The sequence below is a fragment of the Candidatus Binatus sp. genome, from assembly GCF_036567905.1.
In the GTDB taxonomy this organism is placed as follows: domain Bacteria; phylum Desulfobacterota; class Binatia; order Binatales; family Binataceae; genus Binatus.
Genome location: NZ_DATCTO010000035.1, coordinates 103145 through 117101, shown reverse-complemented (window position 1 = coordinate 117101; position 13957 = coordinate 103145). Strand labels below are relative to the sequence as shown.

The 13957-nt window shown below is 61.0% G+C and carries 12 protein-coding genes; 4 read left to right on the top strand and 8 right to left on the bottom strand.

Annotation, left to right across the window (positions count from 1 at the left end; translation table 11 throughout):
* Positions 1–22: 22 nt before the first annotated feature.
* Both VIO10_RS05450 and VIO10_RS05445 read right to left on the bottom strand, forming a co-directional pair.
* Positions 23–1732 (bottom strand): alpha/beta fold hydrolase, encoded by a 1710-nt coding sequence (locus VIO10_RS05450; protein WP_331960533.1) that lies wholly within the window; start codon positions 1730–1732, stop codon positions 23–25.
* A 114-nt stretch (positions 1733–1846) separates the two neighbouring features.
* Positions 1847–2857 carry a phosphotransferase family protein gene (locus tag VIO10_RS05445; protein ID WP_331960530.1) on the bottom strand — a complete coding sequence of 337 codons (1011 nt, stop codon included), beginning with the start codon at positions 2855–2857 and terminating at the stop codon, positions 1847–1849.
* A 163-nt stretch (positions 2858–3020) separates the two neighbouring features.
* On the opposite strand from VIO10_RS05445, the gene VIO10_RS05440 reads away from it, so the two are divergent.
* Together VIO10_RS05440 and VIO10_RS05435 are read left to right on the top strand one after the other, a co-directional pair.
* Entirely contained in the window at positions 3021–4358 is a 1338-nt protein-coding gene (locus VIO10_RS05440) for a tetratricopeptide repeat protein (protein WP_331960528.1), read from the top strand.
* A gap of 85 nt (positions 4359–4443) precedes the next feature.
* Positions 4444–4839 (top strand): nitroreductase family deazaflavin-dependent oxidoreductase, encoded by a 396-nt coding sequence (locus VIO10_RS05435; RefSeq protein ID WP_331960525.1) that lies wholly within the window; start codon positions 4444–4446, stop codon positions 4837–4839.
* 186 nt (positions 4840–5025) lie between these two features.
* On the opposite strand, the gene VIO10_RS05430 is transcribed toward VIO10_RS05435, so the two are convergent.
* The 6 genes from VIO10_RS05430 to VIO10_RS05405 all read right to left on the bottom strand — a co-directional run bounded on the left by VIO10_RS05430 (position 5026) and on the right by VIO10_RS05405 (position 12170).
* Positions 5026–5328 (bottom strand): SRPBCC family protein, encoded by a 303-nt coding sequence (locus VIO10_RS05430; protein WP_331960522.1) that lies wholly within the window; start codon positions 5326–5328, stop codon positions 5026–5028.
* A 33-nt stretch (positions 5329–5361) separates the two neighbouring features.
* Complete coding sequence (locus VIO10_RS05425; protein ID WP_331960519.1) at positions 5362–6246, bottom strand: sugar phosphate nucleotidyltransferase; 885 nt, start codon at positions 6244–6246, stop codon at positions 5362–5364.
* Positions 6247–6320: 74 nt separating this feature from the next.
* On the bottom strand, positions 6321–8804 hold the full coding sequence (locus tag VIO10_RS05420) for a plasma-membrane proton-efflux P-type ATPase (protein ID WP_331960516.1): 2484 nt from the start codon (positions 8802–8804) through the stop codon (positions 6321–6323).
* A gap of 436 nt (positions 8805–9240) precedes the next feature.
* On the bottom strand, positions 9241–10290 hold the full coding sequence (locus VIO10_RS05415; RefSeq protein WP_349259227.1) for an NAD(P)-dependent alcohol dehydrogenase: 1050 nt from the start codon (positions 10288–10290) through the stop codon (positions 9241–9243).
* 363 nt (positions 10291–10653) lie between these two features.
* Positions 10654–11988, bottom strand: a complete 1335-nt coding sequence (locus tag VIO10_RS05410; RefSeq protein ID WP_331960510.1) for an acetyl-CoA hydrolase/transferase family protein — start codon at positions 11986–11988, stop codon at positions 10654–10656.
* Positions 11988–12170 (bottom strand): hypothetical protein, encoded by a 183-nt coding sequence (locus VIO10_RS05405; RefSeq protein ID WP_331960507.1) that lies wholly within the window; start codon positions 12168–12170, stop codon positions 11988–11990. Before VIO10_RS05405 ends, VIO10_RS05410 begins: the two co-directional genes overlap by 1 nt.
* A gap of 108 nt (positions 12171–12278) precedes the next feature.
* Between VIO10_RS05405 and VIO10_RS05400 the strand changes: the two genes are divergently transcribed.
* Positions 12279–13118, top strand: a complete 840-nt coding sequence (locus tag VIO10_RS05400; protein ID WP_331960504.1) for a serine aminopeptidase domain-containing protein — start codon at positions 12279–12281, stop codon at positions 13116–13118.
* Positions 13105–13953, top strand: coding sequence for an alpha/beta hydrolase (locus tag VIO10_RS05395; RefSeq protein WP_331960501.1), 849 nt, complete (start codon positions 13105–13107; stop codon positions 13951–13953). The genes VIO10_RS05400 and VIO10_RS05395 overlap by 14 nt, the downstream gene beginning before the upstream one ends.
* The last annotated feature ends 4 nt before the right edge of the window (positions 13954–13957 follow it).

The window sequence follows — 13957 nt, the reverse complement described above, 5'->3', positions numbered from 1 at the left end:
AATTCCGAATTTCGAACCCGCGCTAGTGGCGTTCGTGGACGTATAGGCCCGGGGCGGGTTCGCCGGCCTTGTAGAGCTCGCTGCCGAGCGACTTCGGCGCGGGACGTTCGCCGCCGGAGCGCGCCCCAATCCACTTGATCCAGTGATCCCACCAGCTGCCCTTGTTCTCGGCCGCTCCTTTGAACCATTCGTCGGGATCCTCGGGAAGCCGCGCGCCGACGTAGTAGCGGGCTTTGAAGTTGCCGGGCGGATTAACCAGGCTCTGGATATGGCCGCTGGAGCCGAGCACGAATTCGATTCGTCCGCCGAACATCCGCGTCGTGCGATAGCATGCGCGCCACGCGCAGATATGGTCGGTCATCCCGGCAACCAGGTAGAGGTCATTCTTCACGGCGCCCAAATCGATCGGTGTGCCGAGAATCGTGACGGCGGCGCCACGGGTGAGCGGATTTCTGAGAAACAGATCGAGAAAGCCCGCGTGCAGTTTGGCCGGAAGATTGGTCGGGTCGGCGTTCCAATAGAGGATGTCGAACGGCGCGGGATCGTTGCCGAGCAGATAGTTATTGACCCAATAGTTCCAGACCAGATCGTTCGGCCGCATCCAGGCGAAGACCCGCGCCATGTCGCCGCCGTCGAGCACGCCCTTTTTTTCCGAGCGCTCGCGCGCCGCCTTGATCGCATCCTCGGTCGCGAACATCCCGGTCATCGAAGGCAGGCTCGTATCGAGCGTCGTCACCAGCAGCGTCGCCGCGTTGACGCGCTTGTCACCGCAAGCCGCGAGATGCCCGAGCATGAGCGAAGTCGTGATGCCGCCGGCGCATACGCCGAGCACGTTGCAATCGGGACTGCCGGTGATCTCGCATGCGGCCGCGATGGCGTCCTTGCATGCGGTCACGTATTCGTCGAGCCCCCAGTTGCGATCGCGCGGAGTCGGGTTGCGCCAGCTGATCGTGAACATCGCGAGCCCGTGCTTGACCGCGTACTCGATGAAGCTGCGGCCCGGCGCGAGATCCATGATGTAGAATTTGTTGATCTGCGGCGGGATGAAAAGCAGCGGGCGCTCATAGACGTTGCCGGTCGCGGGCGCATACTGGATCACCTCGCAGAGCGGGCTTCGGAACACGACGGCGCCGGGCGAGACGGCGAGATTTTTGCCGACTTGGAACGGCCGCTTGTCCACCTGCGAGGGCATCCCGCCGTTGTTCCACAGATCGCCGATGAAGTTGCGCAGTCCCCACACCAGGCTCATCCCCGCGGTGTCAAAGGCGCGCTTGAGCGCGGCGGGATTGAGCCACAACGCGTTGGTGGGCGCGAGCGCCTCGGTCATCAGCGTGACCGCGAACTCCTGCTGCCCGGCTTGCTTCCACTCGACGCCGTCATCCTGGTCGACGAGATCGTGCACCGCAGTGCGCCACGCGAGGTAGGTCTGCATCATGCGATGGTAGAGCGGATGCTGCGACCAGGCGGGATCGGCGAAACGCCTGTCGCCAGGCTCGGGCGCCACGGTAGAAACGCCCGCCGCGACCTGCCCCAACTCGAGCCATAGTTCGAGCGCGCGCGCGGCGACGGTGGCGGGCCGCGACGCGAGATGCGCCAGCAAGGCCGTCAAAGTTCCGACAACCTGCCTGGCGTCGAGGCCGACGAAGGGATTGGCGCCGAGGATCGCGTTGAGCGCGGGATGGTTTTCCTCGGGGGTCTGAATTTCAGGCTCCCGTTTGGCCGCACTGTCCATTTCGCCGCCTCCAACTTCCGGTCACGAAGAATTGATCACGAAAGTGCAGGACGCGATTCCACCACAAAGTCATCCGGAGACCAAACCGACAATGTGCCGGCCGATACGCGCAGGTCAGCCCAACAATTCGAGGCCGTGTTCGAACATTGTTGGCGCCGACAGCGCGGTCTCTTCCCATAACGGATCGTCGCGCTTGCCGCGCCGATGCAGCATCAGGTTGAAACAGGTAATCACCCCGAACCGGTAGCCCGCGAATGCGCGAAACCATCGCACTTGCGCCGCGGAGACCGGAAAGCCCGCGACTTCGGCGTATGCATCGACGATTTCGCCGGCGTTGAGAAGCGAGCCGCGGCCCGGGTCAACGCCGACCCAGCTCCCGGGGTCTGAAAAAAAGCAAATCCATCCGAGGTCGAGCAGCGTTGCGCCGACCAGCGAGATTTCCCAATCGATCAGCGCGACGACGCGTTGTTCGTTGAACAGCACGTTCGACCATTGGAAGTCGCCGTGGACGCATCCGATGCGCGCGCCTGCCGGCAGGCTCGAGCGCAGACGCTCGCGAAGCTCGGGGGCGCGCGCGACGACGGCGGGATCGAGAGTCGGGCGGTCGAGCAGGTAGTCCAGGCGTTTGAGCTCTTCGCTGAGCGCGAACGGCTCGCCCCATGCGGCGCGGCGCGGCTCCCACGGGACGTTGTGCAGCGCGGCCATGGTCGCGATACCCTTGCGCGCCAGGCGTTTCAAGTGCGCGGCCGGCAGCGCGGATTCGCCGAGTTTGAATCCATCGACGAAGCCGGCGACGAAGTACGGCCGATCGAAGAACTCGGGCTCGTCGCCGTACCAGATGATCGGCGGCACCGCGACCGGCGTGTCGGCCAGCGACTCCATCACGCGCGCCTGCCGCACGATGTCGGCGGGGCCTGAGATTTTGACCCCGGGAGGCGCGAGGCGCACGACGAACTTCCCCGCCGGCACCGCGTCGGGCGCAGTGCGCTCGAGGACGAAGCTGTAGCTGAAGCCGGCGTGACCGGGCAGCGATTCGAGCGAATGCGCTCGCGCGCGGGAGTCAGCGGTTTTCGCGCGGACCAGGGCCGTCAGCTGCGCGGTTACTTGTTCGAAATTTCCGGGCATATGCGGACTCGGCGCGTGTCACTGGCGGGCCTCGGCGCGTTCCTCGGCTGGCTGCCTGGCAAAAATGGACTCCGGCGGGACTATACAACAGGCGGCTCGAAAGCGGGAACCCGAATCCGGGACGGGTTGCGCTGGGGGGAAGCGGTAATGTAGGAATTTGCTCATGCGATTTTGTCCTCAATGCGGCGCGCCGCTGACGGCTGGAGCGAAGTTCTGTGTGGAGTGCGGCAGCGCACTCGCGGGCACAGCGTCGGGCGGGGGAGAATCGGGCAAGCTCAGGGACAGCGCGGATCGCGGGCGCAATATACCGATTACCACGGCGTTTGTGATTGTGTTCGTTGCGATCACCGTGGTGGGTCTGGCGGCGGCCGCGTGGATAATGATGCGCACGCCTGAATCGGCACGCGAACAAGTCGCCGTCGCCAACGCCCCAGGCGCTGGCGCTGCCGCGCCCAATGCGGCTGCACCGGAGCAGAATGTCACGGCGAATCCAGCGGCGGGTGGAAGTCAGAACGGCAATCTGCCGCCGGGACATCCGAAGATCGAGCTGCCGACAGAGGCCCGCACTTTTGTTGACCAGACCGAAAAAGCCGCGCGCGCGAAACCCGACGACGTCGCGGCATGGAACAAATTCGGCGCAGTCTCGATGCGCGCGGCGATGTTCGATCAAACCTACTACGCCAAGGCCGAGGAAGCTTACGGCCACGTGCTGAAGTTGGAGCCCGACAACCTCGACGCGCTGCGTGGTGTCGGTGATATCGACTACGACAAGCAGCACTACGACGAAGCGATCGCCGCCTACGAGCATTATCTGAAGAAGAGGCCGGACGATCCGGAAGTTCGCACCGATCTCGGCACGATGTATCTCTACACGGGCAACGCCGATCAGGCAGTTGTGCAGTACAAGAAAGTGATCGCCGCCAATCCCGGATTTTTCCAAGCGCACCTCAACATGGGAATCGCGTACGCGCAGGAGAATAAAGCTGAGGACGCGGTCGCCACGCTCAAGCAGGCGCTGGCGCTCGCGCCGGACGACGCGACGCGCGCCCAGGTGAAGGATCTGATCGCAAAGGTCAGCGGTGCGCCGGCCACAAGCGCGTCGATGGGGGCCGCATCTGCCGCGCCGTCGTCCTCGGCGGGAGCGGCGGCGGCCTCGCCAGCGGCGTCTGTAGCGGCGGCGGAGCAACCCTCCGGCTCGCCCGCGGCTGCGCCAGCGGCCGGAGCGAAGGATTTTCACGGCGCGGTCGAGCAGATGATCAGGGGGTTGCCAATCGCGGGACCGAAGGTCGGCTCCGTCCAGTGGCCCGACCAGCTCAAGGCCAGGGTCCTGATGGACAGCTTTCCGATGGACCAGATGCCTCCGAATGCGAAAGAAACGTTCCTGGCCGAGCTGAAGTTAAAAATCCACAAGGCCGAGAAAGACAACAACATTTCATCGCCGGTCGAAGTCGATTTCGTGGATGGCGCCAGCGGACGCGTGATGGAAACTGTTACTCAGTAACCGGCTGCGCGAATAATAATCTCGCCACGGAGCCAGGTGCGGGGCGAACTGGCCAGGCTGCGCGTCGAACTCGAGGTGCATGACGATGGCATCGAAATCCTTCCAACGGCTGCGCCGGGTCGGGGACAGGCAGACGCTGCGTCTGACTCATTATGGACGCAAAACCGGCCGCCCCTACGAAGTGACTATCTGGTACCTGGTCGATGACGACCGGCTATACCTGGTCTCGGCAAATGCCGCGCGCAACTGGGTGCGCAATGTGAAGGTGCGACCCGCCATCTCGCTTCGGGTCGGCGACGAAGTTTTCAACGGCGACGTGCGCGCGATTACGGATACGCAGGAACGCGAGAAAGTGAATGGCTTGGTCGAGCGCAAGTACTGGTTCGTGATTCCGGTGCTTCGGCTGGGACGATTTCTCGCGTCGATGGGAATCATCCGCGACAACAGCGCCGCCTTCGAAGTTATCCTGGCGGACGACTAGCGCGACGCCTGGCGATCGCTACGACGGCTCTCCGCCTTCGGCAACGCGCTTGAGGCTCTCGACCCAGTTCTGATGCCCGCGCTCGAGCATCGGGCGCAGATACCACCACGCGAACTTCGGCACGAGGCCGTTCTGGCATTCCTCGGTGATGACGCGGCATCCGCCGCCGCCATCGGGTTCGATAAGCTAGCCGTGATAGGCGCTCAGCACCCCATGCGCGTCCCATCCGAGTTCATGCGGCGGTTCGAAGACGATCACGCGGCTGGCGACGGTGGCGCCAAACGTCTTCCATCGAAATTCGGTGTCGGGCGCGAGTTCGGGTGGATTGCCGCGAATGAAATTCACGTTGGCGCTGTTGCTGTACCATTGCGGCCACTTGGCGGCGCGAATGAGCCATCGCCATACGCGCTCAGGCGGGGCGGCAATCGCAATTTCATTGCGCGCGTACACCGATGAGTTGTCAGGTTCGAATCCTGCCGGCCATTTCATCGCGATGAGTGCTCCTTAAATCGCCGCCATGGATCAGGCCGCGTTCCATCGAGGTTGGATTTTCAGACGGCTCAAGACGTCGATTACGCGCGCTGGTTCGCCGAGATCGCTCCACTCGCATCCTCGAACTGGAAGCACCGCAAGATTGGTCGAACGCCTGGCCAACACGTCATGAGAGAAGTCCGTAGCATCTATCGAGGCGTACATGCGCTCGACAGTTCGTTCCTCTGAGGTCGTAAGCAGGCTCGAACTTACGCGAGCAAAGGAGCGATAGAGTTCCGGCACCGTCAACATGACGAATCCCATAAGCGTGGATAATCGAGCCACCATTATGAAGCTATTCCACAGGCAACCGCGATCCAGAAGTCGTTTGGCCAATTCCGCAGACGGTTTCTCCCAGAACTGATGAACGTCGAAAATGTTCGCATGCGCAGTGCCTATAGGCTGCCCGGGTTCGATCCAGCCGTACGCAGTTTCGCCTCGGTCCGCGGCGATGCCCAGTAACACCGTCAGTTCGGGCCTGGATCTGACGGCGTCGAAGGCCTGATCGACGTGGCGCATGAAATGACGATCGTCGCTTACGAAGTGATCCGAAGGAAACAACGCTACGTATGCGGTGGGCTCCAATTTTGACAATCGGAGCAGCGAATAGAGGATCGCTGCGCCGGTGCCACGGTTGTCGGGCTGAATCACGAGATTTCGCTGCCGTATATCTGCGAGCAGGGGTCCGTAATAAAGCTCATGCGCGCGAGTCACCACGACTAGGGTGTGGTCGTCCGCGACGGACAGGCAAACGCGACGACGCGTTTGCTCGATCAACGATGAATCGCCGAGCACAGGGCAGAACTGTTTCGGCCTGCCGTCACCGGCTATCCGCTGCGTCAGCAAAGATAGGCGCTTTCCTTCTCCGCCCGCCAAGATGATTGCCCAACGTCTTTGATTTTCATTGTAGGACTGCATCGGCTGATATCCCTTCAGCGCCAGGGCTGCCCTTAAGCGGTCCGAGCCGCCTGCTTGGCGGGCTCTCCGGCTGGATGAAGGCTGGCGTTGACTCTGGCCAAGTGGCGCTGATGGCGTGCCGTCCCCAGATGCATCAGGCGGTAAACCTCAACCTTCACCATGTCGTTGATGAAAAACCATACGAGCGCATAGCCCCACAGTAACAGTGCGTACTTCCATCCCAGCGGCGTCATGCCCCATCCGTAGACCGCGGCCAGGGTTCCGATGACCTGGGTTGTTTCGCAGGCAACGACCAGGCGCCAATTGGGCCACGGGCGCTGCCAAAACGTTCCCACGCTTCGCGTGATGTAAATGGTGAGGTGACCGGCGACCAACAGCTTGAGGAAGATAAGGCTCTGAACCATGGGCCGGGGCAGGTGAAGGTATTTCTCTGCGATCCAGAAAAGGCCGAATGCAGAGATAACTCCCATCACGCCGAGAACCGAGCTTACCGTGAGTACGCGTTCCATGTCCCAGCGCACCGGGCGTGGAGCTACGATGGTGTTGTCGTAGGCGATCATCATGATCGGGAAGTCATTGAGGACCGCGATGAGCACGATCATGACTGCGGTTACCGGGTAGAAGTTAAACACCACAATCGCGAGCGTCATGAAGAGCAGTACGCGGATGGTTTCGGATATCCGGTAGATTGCATAGCTGTTCATGCGTTCGAATATCTTGCGTGCTTCTGAAATGGCGGCGGTGATTACAGAGAGACCGGTCGCCGTGAGCACCAGATCCGAGGCCGCACGAGCGGCGTCGGTCGCGCCGCTTACCGCGATTCCGCAATCAGCCTGTTTGAGCGCGGGAGCGTCGTTGACGCCGTCACCGGTCATTCCGACGATATGTCCACCCGCCTGAAGGGCCTTTACGATTTTGAACTTGTGCTCAGGAAAAACCTGTGCGTAGCCGTCGGCCACGTCTATCTTTTCAGTGTCGTCAACCTTACCGTCAGGAAAGAGATCGCCCGCAACCGCGATGTTGGGTCCGAGCTTGAGTTCGAGCGATACCTCGCGAGCGATTGCAAGGTTGTCGCCGGTTACCATGCGAACCTGCAGTCCCATCTTTCGCGCGGCCGCGATGGTAGAGGCTGAATCGTCGCGGGGCGGATCGGACAAAGACAGTAGTCCAAGGAATTCCCACTTTCCCTGCGCATCGGTGCGGGCGACGCCAAGCGTGCGATAGCCTTTGGCCCCAAGCTCGTTAACCTGCCCTTCGGCTTTTTTGCGAGCGTCCGCGTCGGGATGGACCAGATCCAGAATCACCTGCGGCGCCCCCTTCGAGACTTTGAAAGTGGCGTTGTCGTGTTTCACCTCGGCCTCGGTTCGCTTACTGATAGGATCGAAAGGCGTGAAATGAGTGATTTGATAGCTCTTTAACACCGACTGATCGCTGAGGCCTTTGAGGACGGCCTCGTCGATGCCATCGCCGCCCTCCCTTCGCGACGCCAAAGCCCCGCCTAGGATCAGGTCCTGCTCGTTGCTCGCCTTGAAAACTACCGGACTGCCCAGCTTGAGCTCGTTCTTGGTCAGCGTTCCGGTCTTGTCCGAGCAGAGAATGTCCATGCCGGCCATCTCTTCGATCGCGACGAGGCGGGAGACGATTGCCTTCATTCTAGCGAGCACGGATGCGCCGACGGCCATCGTGACGGATAGAACGGCGGGCAAGGCGACCGGGATTGCAGCTACCGTAAGCATCAGGCAAAAGAGCACGGTTTGAACGAACGGATCACCACGAAACAGCGCGACCGCCAGGATCAATGTGACCAGGCCGAGCGTGATCAGAATGAGGAAATTGCCTATCTTGAGCACCGCTTTCTGAAAGTGGGAAACGGTCTGAACGCTCTCGACCAGTCGCGCGGTGCGGCCGAAGAGCGTGTTCATTCCGGTGGCGACGACGAGCCCATTCATCTGGCCCATTCGCACGATTGATCCTGAATACGCGACGTCATTTTTCTTCTTGTCGACCGGCAGTGACTCTCCCGTCAGCGCCGCCTGATCGATGCTGAGGTAATCGCTATCGACCAGCTTCAGGTCGGCGGGGATGACGTTGCCGAGTTTGACCATGACAATATCCCCGCTCACCAGGGTCTTTGCTTCGACGTCGCTCCACTTGCCGTCGCGTAGTACTCGCGAATGCAGCGCGAGATTCTTTTTCAGCGCCTCGATCTCGTTGTCGGCCTTGAATTCCTCCCAGAAGCCGACGACCGCATTCAGCGCCAGCATGAAAAAGATGATGACGAAGTCTTCCCAATGTCGAACTACCGCGGAGAGTATCGCGGCAATTTCGATCATCCAGGCAATAGGACCCCAGAGGAACGATAGGAACCGCTTGAGGGGGCTTATGCGCTTTTCTTCGATTGCATTGGGACCGTCATGCTTGAGCCGGTTCGCCGCCTCTTCCTGGGTCAGTCCGTGCTCGAGACTTGACTTGAACTTGGTGAGCGCCTCTTGGATCGTCCCGGTATCAGCTGGCATCTGGACACCTTTGGACGCGTCAGCCTTGGGCGTATCTGCGGAAGCTGACGCCTCTGCCTTTTGCCAGGCGCCGCGCGCGCTCCCGGGCCCACCATGGCGCGCTTGGTATAATTCGTAGGCGTGGTTGCGAGTCTCGTCCGCACTGAGCTTCGACTCATCGGACTTAGCGACAGCCTTGGACCCGTTTGGCGCGGAGTCAGTTAAAGCGTCTGAGGTTTTAGCATCATCTGCGGAACTCTTTTCGGTAGCCATCCTTGAACCCCTGCCAAATTCCTTCCATACAGCGACGACTGACCTTGGTTATGAGTGTAAGAGTAGGTCAATAGCTGGCCGCGCGGGTTCGATAACTAACGGTTGAACACTTAATCCAGGACTTCCACCAGCGTTCGACAAAGGGCGTCGCTTCGGGAAGCTGATTTACGAACGCTCCCGACTGCTAAAAAGTGATCAATGGCTTGATGACTCCATCCAATTTCTTGTCCATTACCTGGAACGCCCTTTCCAACTGGTCGAACGCGAATGTATGAGTCGTCAGCCTGGTAGGATCAACTCGTCGGCTCTGAAGGATGCGCAACAAACGTTCCATACGCAGCCGGCCACCCGGACACAGCCCCGTCCGGACAGTTTTTTCCGCCATGCCGACGCCCCAGGCGAGGCGCGGGATGCCGACGAAATCACCCTTCCCGTGATAGCCGGCATTGGAAATTGTCCCACCGGGTTTCGTGACTCTGACCGCATTCTGAAACGAGAGCTCGGCACCAAGCGCTTCGATCGCGCAATCGACGCCCTGACCGCCGGTGAGTTCCATGATTCGCGCCACGGCGTCTTGTTTTGTGAAATCGACGATCACGTCAGCACCATAAGATCGCGCCAATTCCTGGCGCTTGGGCACCGAATCAACGCCGATCACGAGCCCCGCGCCACGCAGCTTCGCGCCTGCAACCGCCATCAGCCCAATCGGGCCGAGCGCGAACACCGCGACCGTTCCCCCGATTGGTATTTCACCGTTCTCGGCCGCCATAAATCCGGTTGACATCATATCGGAGCAATATACGGCGCTCTCTTCAGCTACATCCTGCGGAATCATCGCCATATTTGCGTCGGCTTCATTGACGTGGAAATACTCGGCAAACACGCCATCTTTCACGTTGGCAAACTTCCAGCCGCCGAGCGCACTCCCCGACTGCGACGAGTGACCGGCTTGTGAGGCGAGTTCTCCCCAATCCGGGGTGATAGCGCCCACAACCACGTGGTCACCCGGCTTGAACAACTTGACTTCGGAACCCACGGCATGGACGAGTCCCACGGCCTCGTGCCCCAGGGTCAGATTTTCCCGGGGTCCGATGGCTCCGTGCGCGGTGTGCGAGTCCGAAGTGCATACCAGCGCCTTGGTCGTTTTAATCACGGCGTCGTTAGGGCCGGGCTTGGGAATCGGCTTGTCCACGAAGCCAACTGTATCGAGCGATTTCATTACGAATGCTTTCATGGTCACCGACTCTTTTTGGCTCGTAACGCTGGTGTTCCAGCGCTGCTCGACGCCGACGCTTCGGGTTTTAGACGAGTTTTAGCAGATTAGATGTCAGACTTTGCCCGCGATTTGCATCATTTGGTTCCTCCGATAACCAAAGGCACTTTCATCTTGATGGCCGTTGCACGCACGTTGGTAATGCGCAGGTGCTTGCGGTGCTCGGCGGGAAAGTCAAAGAGCCCGGCTAAGCGTTCCCCGGTTGGCAGTAAGCGACTCGACCGCTTGGGGCTGCTTGGCCTGATACTGCGCCTCGAAACGAGTCCTGGCGGTCTCGTTATCCGCGCGCAATCTCCCGCTGCATCAAAAGAAGCCCGGAGTACTTCACAAGTAACCCAATTGCCGCGCGCCGAGACGAAGTTGCGCGCGAAATTTTGGATGAGCGATTGCGATCAACGCCTCGGCTCTTTCCGTTGTCGATTTGCCGGTGAGGCAAGCCACTCCATACTCGATAGCGACATACTGAGTATCGGTTCTTGGATCGGTGGTGGGTCCTTCGATCTTTGGGACGATGCGCGAGACGACGCCTTTGGCCGCGGTCGAGTACGCGGTGAGAATCGATTTGCCGCCCTTGGATAGCTGAGCGCCGCGCACGAAATCCAACTGGCCGCCGGGAGCGCTGAACTGCTTGCCCATGATCGCTTCGGAATTGACCTCGCCGTCAAGGCCGAGCTCAAGAAACGCGTTGATCGAGATTACGCGATCGTTCTGCCCGATGACGTTCGGGTCGTTCACATAGTCAACCGGGCGGGCCTCCATGCTCGAATTGTCGTTGAGAAATTCGTAGAAAGGCTGGTCGCCGACCGCCAGGGTGTACACGTTCTTGTATCGATTGAGGTTCTTGTACCTGTTGGTGACGGTACCCGACTGAATCAGCGCCGCCAGCGGCGGCATCATGAGTTCACTGTGTATGCCCAAATCCTTGCGGCCGTGCAGGGCGGCGCATACAGCGCTGGGTACTCCACCGATTCCTACCTGGAGTGTCGCGCGGTCCGGGATCATCTCCACGATGCTCTTGCTGATCACATTGTCCAATGGCGTCGGCGGCCGGGAAGGCAGCGAGAACAGCGGACTTTCATTTTCGACAATCGCCGCGACTTCCGATATGTGCACCGACGAATCGCCGAACACCCGCGGCATCCTGGGATTGACTTCGACGATCAGATGCTTTGCGATTCGTGCGGTCGGGATCGTGTAGTCGGCGTTGGTGCCGCAACTGAAGAATCCGCCTTTGTCCATCGGCGCGACCATCATAATGAATGCGTCGATTCCTATTTCGCGCAATACCCGCGGCATCGCACTGAAATTGCCCGGCATGTAGAAGACCACGCGCCGATTGTCCCGTTGGCCCCGCTCGAAGAGCGTTCGTTCGACAATCGTAGGGAAGAATGGATGCGGCTTGATGACGTCCATGTATTCGTACTTGAGAATCGTGAAGGCGGCGGCTGCGACCGAGTGCGAATAGTAAACGCGAAGCTCCTCGATCTTGCGGCTCTTCACTCGATTCTCGAGCGCTGCTAACAAGGCGGGCGGTTCGCTGAACGCCATGCCCATCGAGAGGGTGCCTCGCGCCGGGATCAATTCCACCGCCGCCGCTGGCGTCCTCAACTTGGATTTGTACTCCGTTTCGTACATGTACTGTCCGTTCCCCTGCCCCATTACCTGGGGATTTCCGTACGGCGTCGCGAAGCAGGCGTGTAGTGGGTCATCTTCTTGTAGATGGCCATCACTATACTGTAGAACTGCCTGCCGCGCGCGTTGGGATATTCCTCGCGCGCGCGGGCCTTCGCGCGTTCCCACGCGATCTCGTCTTCTGGAGTTTTGACTACGCCGACCGGCATAAGCTGGACCTCCTGCTGACTATCCGATCGCACCACTTGGACGCGGAGGCAAGCCCTATGGCAGGTGAATGGATCAACAGCTTGCCTGAGTGTTAGTCTTCGCCGACGATGTTGTCGCGTCACCCCACCGGGAAGCAGCAGTGGACCGAGGAGCGCCGGTATTTCGAATCCGACGGCCGCCCGCTGTACGCAGTGATGTATCGCGCCGAGCGGCCGGGCGCGCCGATTGTGCTCTTCTGTAACAGCTTCTCCGAGAATCATTGCGAGGGGAGAGCCGAGGCGATCGCGGCGCGGATCATCGCGGCAAACGGCTACTCCGCCTTCCTGTATCATCCGCGGGCGCATGGCGATTCGGCAGGCGACTTGGAGGACGTAACGTTCGAGGACTTGATCGATGACGCGGTGAACGCCGCTATCTACGCGCGCAGCCGATCCGGCGCGTCGCAAATCGTGTGGGTCGGCGTTCGGTTCGGAGCGCTGGTTGCCGCCAATGCGATCCGCAGGATTACTGACTCCACCGGGCTTGCGCTCTGGGAGCCCGTGCTGAGCGCGCGCGATTACTTCCGCAAGTCGATGCGCCACGTTATGTATTTCGAAATGTCGCAAGGCGATCGGCCGTCGCTGACCGTCGATCAGATGAGTGAGCGTATTAGGCGCGAGGGCAAAATCTCCGTGCTCGGATTCGACCTCTACCGGAAGTTCTTGGAGAGCGCCCAGGAGGCGGACCTGCTGGACGCTCTCCAACCCTGGCGCGGCCCGACTCTGATCGCGCAGTTTCAGAAGCACTCCAGGCTCTCGCGCGAACACAACCAGTTGCGTGAGACTCTCGTCCGGCGCGGTCTAAGCGTGCGCGCAGTTCTACATCGCGGGCCAGACGGAAGCGACCCCTGGTGGACGCCGGAGGTTATCGCACGACAGATGGGAGACTGGCTCGATGAATTGGCGTGAAACTCCCGCCACGCTGAGCCGCGCACGCGCCGAGCAGCCGCTTGAATTCAAGGGCCCGAAGGGCGCTCTGCATGGGATCTTCACGCCACCGGCGCCTGACGCGTCGCCGGCGAGCGCGTGCGTCGTGTTCCCGGGCGGCCCGCGTTCGGGGGTTCGCCGTCTTCCGGTACTCGCCACCCGAATCCTTGCCGCCGAGGGATTCGCGGCCCTGAGATTCGACCTGCGAGGTCGCGGCGAGAGCGCCGGCGAGGTTGCGCTGCCGAACCGCAACGAGCCGCTTGGTGAGGACGTGGTTGCCGCGATTCGTCACCTGCGTGAAGCGCACGGACAGAAGCAGTTTCTGCTGGCCGGCTACTGCTTCAGCGCGCTGAGCGCGCTCGATTCATTCAAGGATGAGGCCGACGCGATCTCCGGCATGTTCTTTGCCACCGCAGCGGTGCTCGAGGAGAAGCCTGGCGGACCGCTCGGATACAGCCGCGCGGGCAGCGCCACATCGCGCCTGCGCTCAATGGTCGGGCGCGCGCGTGCCCCAAAGATACGGGACAGTTTCGAGATTTCCTTCAGAGCGCTGGCGTGCTCGCATGCGCGCGCGCTCTTTCTCTACGGAGAGCAGGACCGGCTGCGCGCGGAGTTCCGCGTCGCCGAGCAGGCTCTGTTCTCGCAGCTCGACAGCGAAGCGCGCGGGCGGCTCGAGATTGAGATCCGGGCCGGCCGAATTCATACCATCGAGGGCCAGTTCGCGGTCATCGAGCGTGCAATATCGTGGCTGCGCGGATTTCATCCCGCGCGAAGCGAGAGCGGCACTCGGCGCCAGCCGATTTCCCAAGAGTCCTAGGTCG